Origin of the sequence: Companilactobacillus versmoldensis DSM 14857 = KCTC 3814, from assembly GCF_001434295.1 — a bacterium.
GTDB classification, from domain to species: domain Bacteria; phylum Bacillota; class Bacilli; order Lactobacillales; family Lactobacillaceae; genus Companilactobacillus; species Companilactobacillus versmoldensis.
The window spans coordinates 75,876-91,717 of the sequence record NZ_AZFA01000005.1 but is presented as its reverse complement, the minus strand read 5'-3'; the positions used below and the strand labels follow the sequence as shown (position 1 = coordinate 91,717).

Sequence of the window (15,842 nt, the reverse complement as noted above, 5' to 3'; positions counted from 1 at the left end):
TTATTTAAATTTGTGTAAACGCTTGCTTTAAATCGTCGATCAAATCACTGTCATCTTCTACACCAACAGACAATCTAATCAATTCATCTTTGATACCATTTTTTAATCGAATATCACGAGGAATCGAGCTATGAGTCATAACTGATGGAATTTCCACCAGGCTTTCAATCCCGCCCAAACTTTCAGCCAAGTCGATGATCTTCAAACTCTCCACGAACTTTTTCGGATCAAGGCCTTCCTTGAGCTCAAACGAAAGCATCGCACCAAAACCAGACATCTGTTTCTTAGCGATCTCGTAGCCATCACTGTCAGGATTGCCGGGATAATAAACATTAGCGACCTTGTCGTTGTTTCTCAAGAAATCATAAATAATTTGCGTATTCTCCTGATGGACCCTCATTCTGACACCGAGAGTCTTGATACCCCGCATCAATAACCAACTGTCATCCGGCCCCAGAACTGACCCAATCGAATTCTGTAAGAAAGCCAGCTCTTGAGCAATTTTTTCATCATTGGTAATGGCTAAACCAGCGACAACATCGGAATGCCCACCGAGATATTTAGTAGCACTATGAACAACGATATCGGCTCCAAGTGTCAATGGGTTTTGATTGTATGGTGTAGCAAAAGTATTGTCGACGATTGTTTTCAAGTCATACCTCTTAGCAATTTCCGAAATAGCTTGGATGTCAGAAACATGGAGCAAGGGATTTGTCGGTGTCTCTAAATAAATTGCTTTAGTGTTTTCTTGAACAGCACTCTCAACAGCTTTCAGATCCCTGGTATCAACGACTGTGAACTCGAGTCCAAAACGTTTGAGAACTTTATTGATCAAACGGAATGTCCCGCCGTAAACATCATTTCCAACAACGATATGGTCGCCGGCTGAAAAGAGTGAAAAAGCGGCATGGATGGCTGCAGATCCTGATGCAAAGGCAAAACCATTCGTCCCATTTTCGATTTCAGCAACTAAGGCTTCTAAAGCTGCTCGAGTTGGGTTGCCTGTTCGAGAATATTCCCATTTTGGCTCGCCACCTACAACGTGTTGGTGAAAGGTCGAAGAGCGATAAACTGGGATCGAAACGGCTCCAGTTTCCTTATCTTCGCTGATGCCGCCATGAATAAGTTTAGTATTGAATTTCATAATAATAATTCCTCCTGTATTGAACGTAAGTATCCGTTTTTAAAAATTAAGTTAATCGTAGATTCCTTTGCTCAAGTAGCGTTCACTTGAATCAGGGAAAACAGTCACGATATTGCTGTTTTCAGGCAACTCTTTGGCTACTTGTAATGCTGCAGCTAAAGCAGCTCCTGATGAACTTCCGGCGAAAACTCCCAGATTATCTGCCAACCATTTAACGTTGTTAAAGGCATCATCGTCACTGATAGTCTTGACTTCATCGACTTTGATCGACTTGAAAAATGGTGGGACAAATTCTACCCCGATGCCTTCAGTTCGATGTGAATGTTCCTGGCCACCGTTTAGAATCGACCCTTCAGGTTCAACCGTGATAGCTTTCATTTTTGGAAATTGTTCTTGCAAAGCTTGAGTTACCCCAACAAAGGTCCCACCAGAACCAGATCCAGCCACAAAGGCGGCAACTTCCAGACCTTTGAGATCAGCGATGATCTCTGGTCCGAGAGTTTTGTAATAGGCCTCGGGATTAGCTGGATTTTCGAATTGTAAAGGAACATATGAATCTTCGATCTGATTGGATAACTCCTTAGCTTTTTTGATTGCACCAACGATGCCATCGGCCGAAGGAGTATGAATAATTTCTGCCCCCAAGGCTCGCATTAAAATTTGTTTTTCCCGACTAAATTTTTCAGGTACGACTAATTTGACGGGCAAATGGTACTTTTGAGCAGCCAAGGCAACACCGATACCAGTATTGCCGGCAGTTGGTTCGATTATGGTCGTAGAATCAGTAATGAAGCCCTTTTTCAAGCCATTCTCAATTAAATTCACACCTAAGCGGTCTTTAACAGAACCTCCAGGATTGAACATCTCGAGTTTGGCATAAATATTTACGTGATTCTCAGTTGCAATGTCTAACTTTAGTAATGGCGTATTGCCGATAGTTTGATAAATATTTTTTACTAACATTATTCCCTCTCCAAACCCAATTAGATACAAAAAAGGTGCAGACTCCATTAAAAGAATCTGCACCTTATACGATGTTCTGATTTAAGTTTTACCTAAAGAAACCTAATTTAGGCACGCAAATCAGTGGATCGCATAAGATGCGAACCACAACAACAACTGTTCAATGTAACAAGATTTGCGTTAGTCATGTCGGTTTCCTCCGGTTGAATTTATGCTGTAAGGTTATATTACTTTCATTAGTTTGTCAAACGGATTATTAAAATCAGTCAAATGTTCTTTAATCCTAATTTAAATCCATTCGTTATAACGCCCGTTATATCAGCAATTAATTTAAATTAAATATATTTTTATTTATTAAAATAATCCGATATTTTAGTTAGTCCTTCTTTAACAGTACTAATTTTCTTTGCACCAACTATTTGATTGACCATATTTTCAGTAGTTTCAAAATAATCACTGATTTTTTCAGTCATTTGACGTGATTTAGTCGTTAAGATCAGGCGTTTCAACCTAGCATCTTTTTGGGTCGGCACCCGGACCAATAAGTCTTTCTTTTCCATCAGCTTTAAAGCGCTAGTTGCGCTGGCTCGACGAATATTGAATTCTTTTTCAATATCTTTCTGAAAAATATCTCGATCACTTTCATTGCGGGCTATGTAGTCGATGATGCTCATTTGCATTCGTGTTAAGTCTAAAGTAACCGCAAATTTTTCAGCATCACGATTCAGATCATTGCTGACATTTTTAATTAAGATCCCAAATATTCTATCCATAACAACCTCATTGTTCGTTTTCTAACATAAATTAATACTAGCACAAATAAGGCTATTTATGTTATAACAAAATACAGTTAGTTTGAATTCTAACAATTGGAGGATTTATGCAAGTAAAGAAATTAAACAGCAATCTGATCCTGGCGATTCTTGCTACTGGATTGATGTCATTTTGTGGCGTTGTCGTCGAAACCGCCACTAACGTCACTTTTCCAACTTTAATGAAAGAATTCGGTGTCAACACTGCGACTGTCCAGTGGATGACCACTGGATACTTATTAGTTGCCTCGATCATGATGCCATTATCAGCTTATTTAAAACACAATTTCACTTCTAAGAAACTTTTTACAATTGCAGCAAGTTTATTCGCAATTGGTTTGATAGTCGACAGTATTGCCCCCGTCTTCCCAGTACTAGTACTAGGTCGAGTTATTCAAGGAATTGGGGCTGGGATAGCACTACCATTAATGTTCAATATCATTCTTGAGCAAGCACCAACTTCCAAAATTGGCCTTTTGATGGGAATCGGAACCTTGATCACCGCAATCGCCCCAGCCATCGGACCAACTTTTGGCGGCCTAGTGGTTAATTCACTTGGTTGGCGTTCTATTTTCATTTTATTATTACCAATCGTTTTGATAGCTTTGATCATCGGAATCTTTGCCATCAAACAAGTCAATCCACCAATCAAATCAAAATTGAATGTGGTGGGATTATTATTGATTTCAATTACCTTTATTGGCTTAATTTTTGGTTTTAGTAATTTGTCCAACGCTGTCAGCTCACCAGTCAAATTTATTCTACCAATGGTGATTGGAAATATCGGACTGGTCGCTTTTATTCAACAAACCAAACGTAGCGCCGAACCGCTGATCGATATCACTGTTTTGAAAAATCACAAATATACCGCTCATCTCGGTGCTTTCTTTCTAGTTCAAATCGGCGCTTTAGGTATGTCGTTCGTTTTGCCAAACTACATTCAGCTGGTCAACGGACAGACAGCTTTGATTGCCGGACTGATCGTTTTACCAGGCTCAGCCTTGGGCGCTATCTTCGCTCCCCTAGGCGGTTCGATCCTCGATAAATTTGGGGCTCGGCGACCAATTTTGATGGGTATCTGCTTAGAGATCATTGCGATGCTGCTCTACATTATTTGGGGACGCCACTTGAGTGACGGTCTGGTCCTTGGTTTTTATTTACTATTCATGCTCGGTATGGGATTGACAATGGGAAACACGATGACCAATGGTCTCAGTCAATTACCCAATGAAAAAAATGCGGATGGAAACGGTTGGTTCAACACAGTCCAACAGTTCGCTGGAACGGTCGGAACGTCTATCGCTTCAACCGTCGTAACGATATCACAGAACGCATCATTGCCAAAGAGTTATTCACTGAGAACGGCAATTGGTTCACAAAATTCATTTATAGTCATGATAATATTTTTGTTAATCGCTGCTATATTGCTGAATTTTGCGACCAAGTATGCTAAAAATTCATAGAAAAAATTTCACAATACGTCGTTCTTGACCTGTGCCATATGATATAATATTAAAACGTTACGGTCTGATTGAGACTTTAGAAGACTACATAAGCCATGCTAAGCAATATATTCGACTGTGCAAATAAATTTATGGGGTACAGAGTTTATGCACTACACACTATTTATTCGCTGCATTGCCGAATTTATCGGAACTGCATTGATGGTTGCTTTAGGTAATGGCTCAGTAGCGAACGTTGAATTAAGAGGAACCAAAGGGTTCCACGGGGGTTGGATTTTAATTGGATTTGGTTACGGTATCGGTGTTATGATACCTGCTATGATGTTTGGTACCATTTCTGGTGCACAAATAAACCCAGCCATGACCTTAGCCATGGCAGTAAATGGACAATTTCCTTGGGCGGAAGTTTTCCCTTATCTTGTTGCCCAAATGTTAGGGGCAATCTTCGGGCAAGCATTATTAGTTGCTGCCTACAAACCATTTTATGATCGGACAACTGATGCTGAATCAATTCTAGGAACATTTTCAACAATCGATAATGATCATAGTAAATTAAATGGTTTCATCAATGAATTTCTCGGAACCTTCGTATTGGTACTTGGAGCAGTCGCACTAACTAGCGATAAAATCGATCCACGTGCCGACTTCATTGGTTTAGGATTCTTAGTTATGGCCTTGGTTGTTTCACTTGGTGGAGCTACTGGACCAGCCTTGAACCCAGCCAGAGACTTGGGGCCAAGATTGCTACACGCAGTCTTGCCTCTTAAACACAAGGGGTCATCCCAATTTGAATATAGTTGGGTCCCAGTTGTAGCACCTATCCTTGGCGGTATTGTAGCTGTTAGAGTTTGGATAATGTTCTTCGGATAAAATTATTGTAAACAAAAAGTCGACAATATTGTCGGCTTTTTTTGTAGCATTTTTTAATGTGTTTTAATTGATCTAACCTGATTAATTCCAGCATTCATCAAGACAAACAAGATAATCCAGGCAATCACGATCAAAATGATCATTTTAGGAATTTCAAAAGGCAAAGTCCAATCCCACAATGCATGTAGTACGATCGACATCCCAAAGAAACTCAAAAATCGGCTGCTGAAAATTTCGGAACTGTCCAGCTGTTGACCATATTTTTTGACTAGCATCAAGGCTCCTCCAGTAATGGCAGCCCAAACTAGATGACCACCAATTGCCGTAAGAGCACGAATGATAGCCGTATATAAATACTCATTACCAGAATAAACGATGTATCCTGCTGTTTCGAAACTGGCAAATCCAGCTCCCACAGCTCCGCCGATCAAAATCCCATTCAGGATAAAATTATTTTGCAGACGATTGATAAAGTAATAAACAATTGCCATCTTACCAATTTCTTCGACCGCACCAATCACCAAAGCACTCCACAAACTAATCGAATTATCATCGCTATAAAGTGCAAATTGATACAAGATCATCGTAGCTAGCAGTGAAACTGCCCCACCAATAAAGTAGATCTTAATGACCGTGAAAATACTAATATTTTTAAAAGCATTACATTCAAAATAAAAGACTACTGCTGAAAAGGGCACTGCTAAAGCAGCTACCAACATCAGACCGGGTACCGCAAGTTGACCTCCGAAAATATAAGCGGCCATGATCAAAATTGCAAAAACTAACATAAAATATGCCAAAACTCTGGAGAACAACCATGGCTTAGACCAATTTTCTGAAACTTCTTCCATTTTTGGCGTAGTGTAGTGAGTCCCTGCAATAAAGATCCGTTCAGCTTCCTCACTGGAATGATGTTTAAAAACCTCACTGAATAAAATTTTTAAATTGATCCGGACTGAACCATTACCACCAGTTAAAGAATTGAGTTTCCCTGTTGCTAAATCATAAATATCGTCTTTTTTATTTTGGTTCTGCGGAGCGGATGTATTTGGAGCACCAAATGGTTGCTGTGCTCCACATTGGTTGCAGAAAGCTGCGTCATTTGGCAATTGACTGCCACAATTTACACAAAACTTCATTATTCATCTCCCAAGATGTAATTCGTCAAATCAGAGCCAAGATCCCCCATAGCTTCTTTTTGATCTGATTCCGTTCCATCTTCTGACATAACCGAGATCACAAAGGCTTTATCGCCCTTTTGGAAAATAGCGACATCATTTTGAACACCATATGAATTGTACTCACCAGTCTTGTTGTAAACAGTAATATCTGAGGCAACTTGAGACGGCAATTTGGAATGATTAGAAGTATCTTTCAAGATTCCTAACATATCTTCGTCATAAGTCTTGGAGACGACCTGATGATTGTAAAGTTTCTTCATAAAGATACCAAGATCATGGGCAGTCGTCATATTATCATGACCAGCTTCCAATTTTTCAGTGTCCATCAACTTACGTTCCATCGTAGTATCACTAAGACCGAGGTCGGAAATTTCATCATTGACCACATCGAGACCACCAATCGTATCAACCATGATATTAGCAGCAGTATTATCACTTTGAGTGATCATATCTTTGATCAAATCATGATACGAAATGCTAGAGCCAGTTTCCATTTGTTGAACGACACCAGTTCCGCCGACCTTATCACTATCCTTCAAAGTATAGTGGTCACTGAGATCCAACTCGCCATCTTTAACTTTCTGGTAAGCAGCTGCCATAATAAATAATTTGATATTACTTGCTGCTCTTTGAGTCGAATCATCACCATATTGAGCGTGCTGATCACTATTCAAATCATAGAAGTAAGCTGAAGTTTGTCCATCACTTTCACCCAAGTCATCGGACATAAAGTTTTTCACACTAGCTAGCGAAATCTTGTCATCATCTGACTTGTCTTTATTTGGTTTCTTCTTATTAGGAGATTGTGTCTGTGTAGTTGGAGGCGTCGCCGACTTAGTCGTCTTGTCACTATTCTGATCAGTCTTCGATGTCGTCACAAATAGCACGGCACCAGCAATCAATAGCACCACGATCACCACAATAATGGCAATCAAAACACCATGCTTTTTATGCGGTTTTTGCGGCCCACCAGGTCCAAATTGGTTAGGTTGATTGTTCGGGTTTGCCGGATCGAACTGACTATTAGGATTTTGATTGAATTGATTATTGGGATTACTAGGGTTACCTTGATTGAACTGGTTACCTTGATTGAACTGGTTACCTTGATTACCCATATTATTTTGATTGAACTGGTTAGCCTGATTTCTAGGAGCACCTTGATTGTTCGGATTCACCGGACGAGCAGTATCGCCTCTTTTTTGCTCATCCAAATGATCTTGTGAAAATGATTGCGTATTTACTGGTGGTACATTGCCATTTTTGGCTAATTTAGTACCACAATTTTCACAATAGTCACTATTCAAAGGGTTCAAATGATGACAATTACTACAGATGATACCTTTTTGTTGATTCAATTTATGACCACAATGTTCACAAAAAACCGCATTGGGTTTATTTTCATAGCCACAATTTTCACATTTATTCATATTTTTCCCCTAATGTTAAATAAAAATTTAATTGGTATACACTTATGTAACTGTTATATAATATCAACTAGTCACGTATTATGACAAGGGGGAAAATTATGAAGTACTGTCCTAAATGTGGGGCACAATTACCTGAGGGGGTAAAGTTCTGTCCAAAATGTGGGGCAAAATTGCCTGAAACACAATCTACCACAGCAAACACTAATGAGGTTAACCATCAATCAGAACCATTGAATGGCAATACCGATTTGAAGCAACCAGTTGGCAATCAAGTTAACGCCAGCAACAATCAACACCAAATGCCTAGAAATGGCAATATCCAAAATCCAAATGGAATGCCACAAAACATGCCTAATTTCAATCAAGCCGGTGTTGTTGAAAAGAAATCTCATCTGAATCTGATCCTAGGGATCATTTTAGGCGTTGTTGTTATTCTTGGAATATCCTTTGCAGCTTTCACAAGAACTAGTAGCTATCGCGATCTAACAACTAGTGATGATCAAAAATTAGACAAAGCGGTTCATTGGAGTAATAATTTCGATGATGTTGCTTTAGATGTTGATATTTCACTAAACGGTAAACAAATCCGACTAAGTCCACGTGAAGACGGTGATATTTATAATTACTTAGAAGAATATACATATGACGCCAACTACAGTGACAATAGTCGTATCAAGAGTTTCATGAAACAACTTTCCAAAAAGGCTACTAAAGAATGGGGTAGCAGCTATACGGTTATGTTGATGAACCCTGAAAACTCTAAACGTTACTTAGTGAAAGCCAGTAATGGTTCCATCAAAGATAATTATTTAAATTAAATCATTTCACAAAAAAAGCTTCAAAAGTCAGTGACTTTTGAAGCTTTTTTCGTTGGATATTATTCGTCGTCACTTTCATCTTCATCGTCATCATCGACAATTTCAACATTAAAACAGTCTTCATTTTTCAAGATATAGTATCGATTGAATAAATCCATGACTGCGGCGATAACACCAAAATATCCTCCGAGCAATAAGTTGAAGATGATCATTCCAATTATTTGCCATAAATTTTTCCGATAACTTTCAGGAACGTCTTGATCTCCTTGTTTAATTAAAGATGCAGATACAAATCCTGTCAGGACCGCTGAAAAATTCCATAATGCAATGAATAAAGCTTTAAGCATCAAAGTACCATTTATAACCATGATCACTTGCGAGATTGCTACGATCAACCACAAAACTGAAGAAATAATTTCATAATTTCCTGCGTTATTACGGACCCTTTGAACTCTTTGAGAATTCATGAAAGATTGATTCATTTGATTCAAATCAACATTTTGATGAAACGGATCGCTAGCCTGATTGATATTTTGATTCATTTGATTGCCCATTGAATTGACTCCTGGATTCATCTGATTAGGCCCTGCTTGACTTACATTTGGTTGCATAGTTGCAGGATCGACATTTGAAGCCATTGAATTAGCAACACTTTGCTGATTATTTTGAACCATAGAATTATTAATTGGTTGGCCCACATTCTGTGGTACAGGATTAGGTATTGGACGTTGGATACCCTGTGGTACAACATTACACACCGATCTTGAATCGTTCTGCGGAACAGAATTATTTACTGTCTTTTGAATATTTGATGGGTTCTCATTGGCGACCAGTTGTGAGCTATTTGGAACAATCGGTTGAGTTGAGTCACCATATTTATGTTGTAATTTTTGATCGTATTTTGCTGCTGCTTGTTCAGCAAAAGAGCTTGGAGCCTGACTAGTTGATTTAACAACTGGCTGCTTTGGTAAAGTATTGGTTGGTTTATTTATTGACGCAGAACTATTTTGGCTAGTTTTTTGTGATGTTGCATTTGTTCCGTCAGTCCCCCTACTAACGGCAATCGGCTTGACCGGTTGACCACATTTGGTACAGAATGCTGCATCAGGAATTAGTTTAGCTCCACAATTTGTACAAAAAATCATTGTATCTCCCCCAGATTAGAAAAAGTAATAAAGTGAATTTAGATAGACAACTGTGGCGACTAATGAAATCCCGCCATAGATTATCCCGAAAATACTCCAGTAATAAGTATGTTGATTTAGCATATATGTTTTCCTATTTCCGTAACCAGTTAGACTACGCATTGAAATTAGCAAGCCTACGATACCAGGAATAAAGCCAAATCCCAGTAGTGAAAAGATGATCACTAATATCAAAACTACTCCACTTGAACTTTCGACAGTAGTATCAGCTTGAAGTTTTTCAAAGGTCATTTTTGGTAACGGAACTGCTTGAACGGCACTAGTTTGGACTGAACTTACCGGAATAGAATCTTTTGGAGCAGTCCCCTCCTTGAACTCGCTTGGTTCCACTGATTCATTTTTAGATGAATCAGTTTGTGCTTTACTTTCGCTTAATTTGGTACCACAAAAGATACAAAATTCTTGGCCAGGGTCAACTTCTTTTCCGCAATTAGGACATTTTCGCATGATTAATTCCTCACTATATCAATATATTTAGCACCACATTTTTGACAAAATTCATCCTCTACTGACATCCGATTGCCACAGTTAGAACAGAATTTAGCAGCAACATTAATATTGCTGGAAACTGGCTGTGATTGTAATGATTGTTGCATTCGCGGTTGTGATTGAATTCGAGGTCCCGGATTCATGCTTGGTTGCTGGACTTGTGGTCGTTCAGCCATCGTTTGCGAAGGAGCAACTGGTGTTGTTTGATTCTTCAGGCCATCAGGTACACCATTTTTGGCAGTTTCAATCATATAACTATCAATATTGCTGAGAAATATATTGAAATATTGATTTAACCAGTCGATATTCAATTTCTCAGTAAAAACTGTGAAATCGTGATACTGATTCATCCCCATTATTCTCATATTGTAAGTAGCCTTAACTGAGAAAAAGGATTGTTCTTGAAGTTTGATTTGCTGAAAATCATCTCTGGCCATGAAACTATTATTGCCAGTCAAACTATACTGGGAATTTAGCTGCATGAACAAAATCCCCTCAGTTTCAAAACTCATCAAGTATGCATTACCCGAGCCAGCATTAGAAGCTTTTAAACTGCCACGATTAAAAAAGAAGTCATAATTACCACGTGCATAGGCAATTATCATCATTTTTGAAGCTGAGTTATAGCCCAATTTGGCTTTATACATGAGGATCTGGTTCAGATCCATATCGCCAATGTTCATTTGTATTCCTCCCCCAAGAATATTTGGTTCATTTTCAATTTATTTTGAAAATAAATAATTATACCGGTTTAAATTATACGCTATTTTTTATAGAGACATTTAAATTTTTATCATCAAAAAAGGGAAAACTCTAAATGAGTTTTCCCTTTAGTATTTTTTATTGTAATTCTTCAATGCCGAAAACATTCCGACCATCAAGCCAAGCTGATTCAGTGATCCGATAATACGGAATATTATCGATCATCTTCATTCGATCAGTATATAGTTTGGTATTTGGTTCCAAGGCTTCACGCGAGGTTATCTTGCCTCGACAATTACATAGATGAATATTGGGTCGGTCAGCTAACTTTAGCCTCTGATTGATTGACTTATATTGATACATCTGATCAGCCTTGATCCAAGCATTTTCAGCAATTTGAAAATATCTTTCTCCTTGCAAAAAGCCAGTTTTGTTGACCTTGAAATCATAGTTATTAGCTAGTAAATATCGACTATTTCCTTGGTCGTTGACCACCGGGATCTGCTGATCTGAATAAGTCGTAAAATAGCCTTCAAAATCGACAATATTAGTAAAATTTATCCCCATATTAATGGAACGAGGCGTTTTTGGGCCATCGTGTTGATCAGGAACAACATAGACCTTTTGGTCATAGTTGTTCGCCGAAATGATCACAAAATTCCAATAATGGAAAGTGAATTTATAGCCAGTCGGAGCCTGAATGTGAACCTTCCAACCAGCTTGGCCCTTAACTGTCCCTCTTGCCACTTCCTGTTCTTGTTTCGTCAGAAAATGTACCTTATTCTTAATGGCTTTTTTACCAGTGCCATTAAATTGAGAGTTAGTTTTGCCATCATTTTGTGATCTAGTCATAGTTTTTCGAGAAGTTTTTGAATGCGATTCTTTTTGATCAATATCCATAAGCTTTACAAACACTCCTTCCAACAAAGTTGGATCGATGACGTAATAAGATTGTTCACCCTGGGCAAGTTGATACCCAGTAGGAATTAAATTTTCTAAGTCGATGATCAAGCCTACCTCACCCGAAATATCGTGCGAGTCAATCACTCGGTCATCGAATTCAAAGTTTAACCGCGTAGTAATCAAATCATTTTTGCAAAGGCCAAATCACCAATGCTGTAACCTCCATTAACCAATGACGAATCACTCTTCGAGAAAAACTTTTTTGCCAAAAAATTATAAGATTGCTTCACCTTGCTCATCCGTATTAATATCTGATACGTTTTCGCGGTCAGTTTCAATCTTGTTGAACTTGTCATGCTGACTTCGATGAGAATCTAACACCATTACCTTCTGATATAGATGTTCTTTGGAAATTGTGACAAAGCCAAAAACTCTTTCCAAATACTCATAACCAACTGGAGCACTAACCTCAACCTTGGAACATTCAGCACCAGTTACTTCTTTTGTAGCCACGGTCTTACCATTTGGAGTCACAAATACAACAGTGTTTTGATAATTTTGATGATCCATATTGTCCTCCGTGTTGATTTTTATCAACATCTCTTAAAGTTCAGTTTAATAGATTTAATATACAATCGAAAATCATCAAAGACAAGTTTTATTTCGCTTTCATAGCAAGTTTATTATTTCATCAACAACTTCTTGTTACTAAGTTTATTGTAAGCGTATTTTCTAATTTTATGTAAAAAAAATTACCAATTCATGCATGAATTAGTAATTTTTATATCATTTCATTTAATGGTTTATTTCAAATCAGCAGCTGACAACCATTCTGAGGTTGATACTCGATAATACTTTTGACCATTGATCGTGGTTGTTCGGTCAGTGTACCAAGCTGAGTCAGCAGCCACTGATCTTGTTTCCAATTGTTTACCATTGGCATCATATAAATGACTGATAGCACCACTCTTGGTCGTGATGGTATCTTCATTTGGTGTGTACACGTAAACATCACTAGCTTTGACCCATTCAGATGTAGAAACTCGATAATAAGTTTCACCATCCAAAGTCATTTTAGTGTCGGTAGCCCAATCAGATGTGGCACCTAACGCACGTCCAGAAACTTCTGTTCCATCTTCATTGTACAAAGGTGTCACCTTATCAAAAGTCCCCACAGTCCCCTTGAGTGTTTCTTTATTAGCTGCAGGTACCACGGTAACCAATTGACGGCTACCATCAGGTTGTAATTCGAAAGTAGCACTCTTGCTATCTTTGAAATTATAACCATTTGGAAGTTGACTACTATTTACAGTTACTGAGTCCCCAGCTTTTTCCCCATAAACGGTCGCTTTTCCGACTTCTGTTTTAGCTTCGTCATCAGTTACGAAGGAAATTGTATTGCTGATGTCTTTATTGACGTTTAGGTAAACATCAGATGTGCCTGAACCTAAGATAACGTTAGCTTGATTTTTGTTGGCTAAATAATATCCTTCGGGTACATTTTTGACTCCGACCGTGCTTCCAGCTAATCCTGACAATGTTTCGGTGCCGATAACGCCACTGTTATAAATATAATGGACGTTGGCTGTGACATCGCTGGCTTTAGTCAATTTGACTTGTTGACTGGTACCATTTTCAGTCAAAGTTAAGTTGTTATTGCCATCAACGGCTTGATAGCCACTTGGGATCAACTTAGTGATATCGACCACTTGGCCAACCTTATCGCCAGTCACGGTTGTAGCAGAGGTGCCGATTTCGACGTCGTCACAGGTGAAGACGATATGGTTAACTACTTTAGCTGTGTCAGTTGTTTTCGTCGCTGCATCAACGCCGGCGTTTGTGGCAGCATTGACAATGGTTGAATTTAAGCCGACTGTTCCCAAAACGATTCCGGAAAAAATCAAACTTTTAAAAATATATGATCTTGTATTTTTCATACTATCCCTCTCATTAAGAACCTATTGATGGTAACAATTCTAATCAGAAGTTAGTATCCCGGCAATAATTTTAGTAATTCTTATACAAAAAATAACAATAAAACTTATTCGCAAAATAACTAATTATTCCATGCTAATAATGATTTTTCCTTTAGCATGATGGCCTTCACTGACAGCTTGGGCTTCTTTGACGCCGTCTTCAGTGAAAGGATGTACACTATCGGTGACAACTTTGACGATATCGCGACTTACTAAGTCGACTAATTCAGTCAATTGCTTGCCATTTGGATGAAGCCAAATACTAGCAGCTTCAACTTGTTTAGTGTCTGCCAATTCTTGGTCGATAGCTCCAGCAATTGTGACCAACTTGCCACCAGGCTTGATAACAGAAAAGCTCTTAGTCAAAGTTTCGCCACCAATAGTGTCAAAGACAGCATCGAGATCGTGCAATTCTTGGGTAAAATCTTGTTGATGATAGTCGATTACTTGGTCGGCACCCAATGATTCCAAAAATTCACGGTTCTTTTCACTCGCAGTCGTAATGACCGTAGCACCCAAATGTTTCAATAATTGGATACCGACGATACCGACACCACCAGCTCCTCCTTGGATCAAAACGGATTGTCCCGCTTGAACTTCAAGATAGTCGTTTATACCCTGCCAAGCAGTTAAACCTGCTAATGGCAAGCCTGCGCCATCTTCAAAAGATACATTTTCAGGCAATTTAGCTAACTTATCCTGCTTTACCGCAGTATATTCTGCATATGTGCCTCGATTAGTTAAATCTGGACGAGCCAAGACCCGATCTCCAGCATGAAAGTCTTTGACATCAGAACCTGTTCTGGTGATCACCCCAGCGACATCCCAGCCTAAAACGATGGGAAATTTTAAAGGTATGCTATCTTTTAAGCCACCTTCACGCAATTTCCAGTCGATCGGATTGACTGATGTTGCTTTGACCTCTACTAGTACTTCATCCGTTGCGATTTCAGGAATCGCAATATTAGTCATTTCTAATTCATCTTGATTTCCATATTCATTAATTACTACTGCTTTCATTTTTCTCCTCTGATCCCTTTTTTAATTCAATTTAACGTTAACTAATAATAATTTTTCGTTAATTAAGTTAACATTTATTTATATTTTTAACCATGCTTGCCATAAAAAGACTATAAATGAGTCATACCAATTAAGGGGGTATTATTTTATGGACATTGCAAGAAGTCGGCGGCCCCGTATTTGGGCTGCTGTTATTGCTGGTATCCTTGGTGGGATAATGTCTGGTATCGTCAAATTGGGCTGGGAAGTTTTATTGCCTCCTCGGACCGTTGCACGCAACCTTACCAATCCACCACAGGAATTACTTCAACAAATAGGTATTCCTAAGAATATTACGCATTTAACTTACACTTATTCCGGACAACAAATGCCTTGGGTAAGTTTCATCATGCATTTTGGTTTCTCAATCGTTTTCGCTATTTTATATTGTGTACTAGCTGAGTACTTTCCAAAGATCAAATTGGGTCAAGGTACCATCTATGGTTTAGTCATCTGGGTCTTATTCCACTTATTGATCATGCCATTGATGGGTACCGTCCCTGCCGTTTGGAACCAGCCTTTTGAAGAACACTTCTCTGAAGCATTAGGCCACGCCGTTTGGGCTTGGACAATTGAAATCTTCAGACGTGACTTCAGGAGTCGAATAACGCACGAGCCGGATCGAGAAGTCAATCCGTTTTGACCTAAATAATCACTAACAGAAATAGTGCAAATTCACCTAGGTGGATCTGCACTATTTTTGTTTCCCCTATATCCATAACTGCAAATATTTACCTAAAGCGGTTTATATATTCATGTTATTTATTATAGTTCACAAATTACTTTGAAACAATCATATGAATATTTAAATTATACCATCAAAAAGTCGC

Annotated in this window: 16 protein-coding genes; 4 read left to right on the top strand and 12 right to left on the bottom strand. The window is 38.6% G+C overall.

The features are described 5' to 3' along the window. Window positions 1-4: 4 nt before the first annotated feature. From FC27_RS04155 to FC27_RS04145, 3 genes are all read right to left on the bottom strand, one after another. Window positions 5-1,144 carry a trans-sulfuration enzyme family protein gene (locus tag FC27_RS04155; protein ID WP_010625371.1) on the bottom strand — a complete coding sequence of 380 codons (1,140 nt, stop codon included), beginning with the start codon at window positions 1,142-1,144 and terminating at the stop codon, window positions 5-7. Window positions 1,145-1,195: 51 nt separating this feature from the next. Further along, the gene (locus FC27_RS04150) at window positions 1,196-2,107 is read right to left on the bottom strand and encodes a PLP-dependent cysteine synthase family protein (protein ID WP_010625372.1); all 912 of its coding nucleotides are present in this window, start codon (window positions 2,105-2,107) and stop codon (window positions 1,196-1,198) included. Between the two features lie 347 nt (window positions 2,108-2,454). After that, entirely contained in the window at window positions 2,455-2,880 is a 426-nt protein-coding gene (locus FC27_RS04145; protein WP_010625373.1) for a MarR family winged helix-turn-helix transcriptional regulator, read from the bottom strand. A gap of 107 nt (window positions 2,881-2,987) precedes the next feature. Between FC27_RS04145 and FC27_RS04140 the strand changes: the two genes are divergently transcribed. Continuing rightward, window positions 2,988-4,382, top strand: coding sequence for a DHA2 family efflux MFS transporter permease subunit (locus tag FC27_RS04140; protein WP_010625374.1), 1,395 nt, complete (start codon window positions 2,988-2,990; stop codon window positions 4,380-4,382). A 147-nt stretch (window positions 4,383-4,529) separates the two neighbouring features. Continuing rightward, a complete protein-coding gene (locus FC27_RS04135) occupies window positions 4,530-5,252 on the top strand; it encodes an MIP/aquaporin family protein (protein ID WP_010625375.1) in 723 nt (240 codons plus the stop codon). Between the two features lie 53 nt (window positions 5,253-5,305). Here FC27_RS04135 and FC27_RS04130 read toward each other — a convergent pair whose 3' ends face one another. Then, complete coding sequence (locus FC27_RS04130; protein ID WP_010625376.1) at window positions 5,306-6,391, bottom strand: PrsW family glutamic-type intramembrane protease; 1,086 nt, start codon at window positions 6,389-6,391, stop codon at window positions 5,306-5,308. Then, window positions 6,391-7,860, bottom strand: coding sequence for a serine hydrolase (locus tag FC27_RS04125; RefSeq protein WP_010625377.1), 1,470 nt, complete (start codon window positions 7,858-7,860; stop codon window positions 6,391-6,393). Before FC27_RS04125 ends, FC27_RS04130 begins: the two co-directional genes overlap by 1 nt. A gap of 98 nt (window positions 7,861-7,958) precedes the next feature. Here FC27_RS04125 and FC27_RS04120 point away from each other — a divergent pair, with 98 nt between their 5' ends. Further along, window positions 7,959-8,678, top strand: coding sequence for a zinc ribbon domain-containing protein (locus FC27_RS04120; RefSeq protein ID WP_010625378.1), 720 nt, complete (start codon window positions 7,959-7,961; stop codon window positions 8,676-8,678). A 59-nt stretch (window positions 8,679-8,737) separates the two neighbouring features. On the opposite strand, the gene FC27_RS04115 is transcribed toward FC27_RS04120, so the two are convergent. The 7 genes from FC27_RS04115 to FC27_RS04085 all read right to left on the bottom strand — a co-directional run bounded on the left by FC27_RS04115 (window position 8,738) and on the right by FC27_RS04085 (window position 14,973). Then, window positions 8,738-9,823 (bottom strand): zinc-ribbon domain-containing protein, encoded by a 1,086-nt coding sequence (locus FC27_RS04115; RefSeq protein ID WP_010625379.1) that lies wholly within the window; start codon window positions 9,821-9,823, stop codon window positions 8,738-8,740. Window positions 9,824-9,838: 15 nt separating this feature from the next. Further along, complete coding sequence (locus FC27_RS04110) at window positions 9,839-10,330, bottom strand: DUF7575 domain-containing protein (RefSeq protein WP_010625380.1); 492 nt, start codon at window positions 10,328-10,330, stop codon at window positions 9,839-9,841. 2 nt (window positions 10,331-10,332) lie between these two features. Further along, window positions 10,333-11,055, bottom strand: a complete 723-nt coding sequence (locus FC27_RS04105) for a zinc ribbon domain-containing protein (protein ID WP_010625381.1) — start codon at window positions 11,053-11,055, stop codon at window positions 10,333-10,335. Window positions 11,056-11,212: 157 nt separating this feature from the next. Beyond that, on the bottom strand, window positions 11,213-12,160 hold the full coding sequence (locus tag FC27_RS04100) for a hypothetical protein (protein ID WP_010625382.1): 948 nt from the start codon (window positions 12,158-12,160) through the stop codon (window positions 11,213-11,215). A 90-nt stretch (window positions 12,161-12,250) separates the two neighbouring features. Beyond that, a complete protein-coding gene (locus tag FC27_RS04095; protein ID WP_010625383.1) occupies window positions 12,251-12,547 on the bottom strand; it encodes a hypothetical protein in 297 nt (98 codons plus the stop codon). A 233-nt stretch (window positions 12,548-12,780) separates the two neighbouring features. Beyond that, window positions 12,781-13,914, bottom strand: a complete 1,134-nt coding sequence (locus tag FC27_RS04090; protein WP_010625384.1) for an SLAP domain-containing protein — start codon at window positions 13,912-13,914, stop codon at window positions 12,781-12,783. Window positions 13,915-14,037: 123 nt separating this feature from the next. Continuing rightward, a complete protein-coding gene (locus FC27_RS04085; RefSeq protein ID WP_010625385.1) occupies window positions 14,038-14,973 on the bottom strand; it encodes an NADP-dependent oxidoreductase in 936 nt (311 codons plus the stop codon). Between the two features lie 148 nt (window positions 14,974-15,121). Here FC27_RS04085 and FC27_RS04080 point away from each other — a divergent pair, with 148 nt between their 5' ends. Continuing rightward, a complete protein-coding gene (locus FC27_RS04080; RefSeq protein WP_010625386.1) occupies window positions 15,122-15,655 on the top strand; it encodes a YagU family protein in 534 nt (177 codons plus the stop codon). Window positions 15,656-15,842: the final 187 nt, after the last annotated feature.

Coding starts and splice junctions, on each gene's coding strand:
- FC27_RS04155 (WP_010625371.1), bottom strand. CDS start 1,144: ATGAAATTCAATACTAAACTTATTCATGGCGGCATCAGCGAAGATAAG.
- FC27_RS04150 (WP_010625372.1), bottom strand. CDS start 2,107: ATGTTAGTAAAAAATATTTATCAAACTATCGGCAATACGCCATTACTA.
- FC27_RS04145 (WP_010625373.1), bottom strand. CDS start 2,880: ATGGATAGAATATTTGGGATCTTAATTAAAAATGTCAGCAATGATCTG.
- FC27_RS04140 (WP_010625374.1), top strand. CDS start 2,988: ATGCAAGTAAAGAAATTAAACAGCAATCTGATCCTGGCGATTCTTGCT.
- FC27_RS04135 (WP_010625375.1), top strand. CDS start 4,530: ATGCACTACACACTATTTATTCGCTGCATTGCCGAATTTATCGGAACT.
- FC27_RS04130 (WP_010625376.1), bottom strand. CDS start 6,391: ATGAAGTTTTGTGTAAATTGTGGCAGTCAATTGCCAAATGACGCAGCT.
- FC27_RS04125 (WP_010625377.1), bottom strand. CDS start 7,860: ATGAATAAATGTGAAAATTGTGGCTATGAAAATAAACCCAATGCGGTT.
- FC27_RS04120 (WP_010625378.1), top strand. CDS start 7,959: ATGAAGTACTGTCCTAAATGTGGGGCACAATTACCTGAGGGGGTAAAG.
- FC27_RS04115 (WP_010625379.1), bottom strand. CDS start 9,823: ATGATTTTTTGTACAAATTGTGGAGCTAAACTAATTCCTGATGCAGCA.
- FC27_RS04110 (WP_010625380.1), bottom strand. CDS start 10,330: ATGCGAAAATGTCCTAATTGCGGAAAAGAAGTTGACCCTGGCCAAGAA.
- FC27_RS04105 (WP_010625381.1), bottom strand. CDS start 11,055: ATGAACATTGGCGATATGGATCTGAACCAGATCCTCATGTATAAAGCC.
- FC27_RS04095 (WP_010625383.1), bottom strand. CDS start 12,547: ATGGATCATCAAAATTATCAAAACACTGTTGTATTTGTGACTCCAAAT.
- FC27_RS04090 (WP_010625384.1), bottom strand. CDS start 13,914: ATGAAAAATACAAGATCATATATTTTTAAAAGTTTGATTTTTTCCGGA.
- FC27_RS04085 (WP_010625385.1), bottom strand. CDS start 14,973: ATGAAAGCAGTAGTAATTAATGAATATGGAAATCAAGATGAATTAGAA.
- FC27_RS04080 (WP_010625386.1), top strand. CDS start 15,122: ATGGACATTGCAAGAAGTCGGCGGCCCCGTATTTGGGCTGCTGTTATT.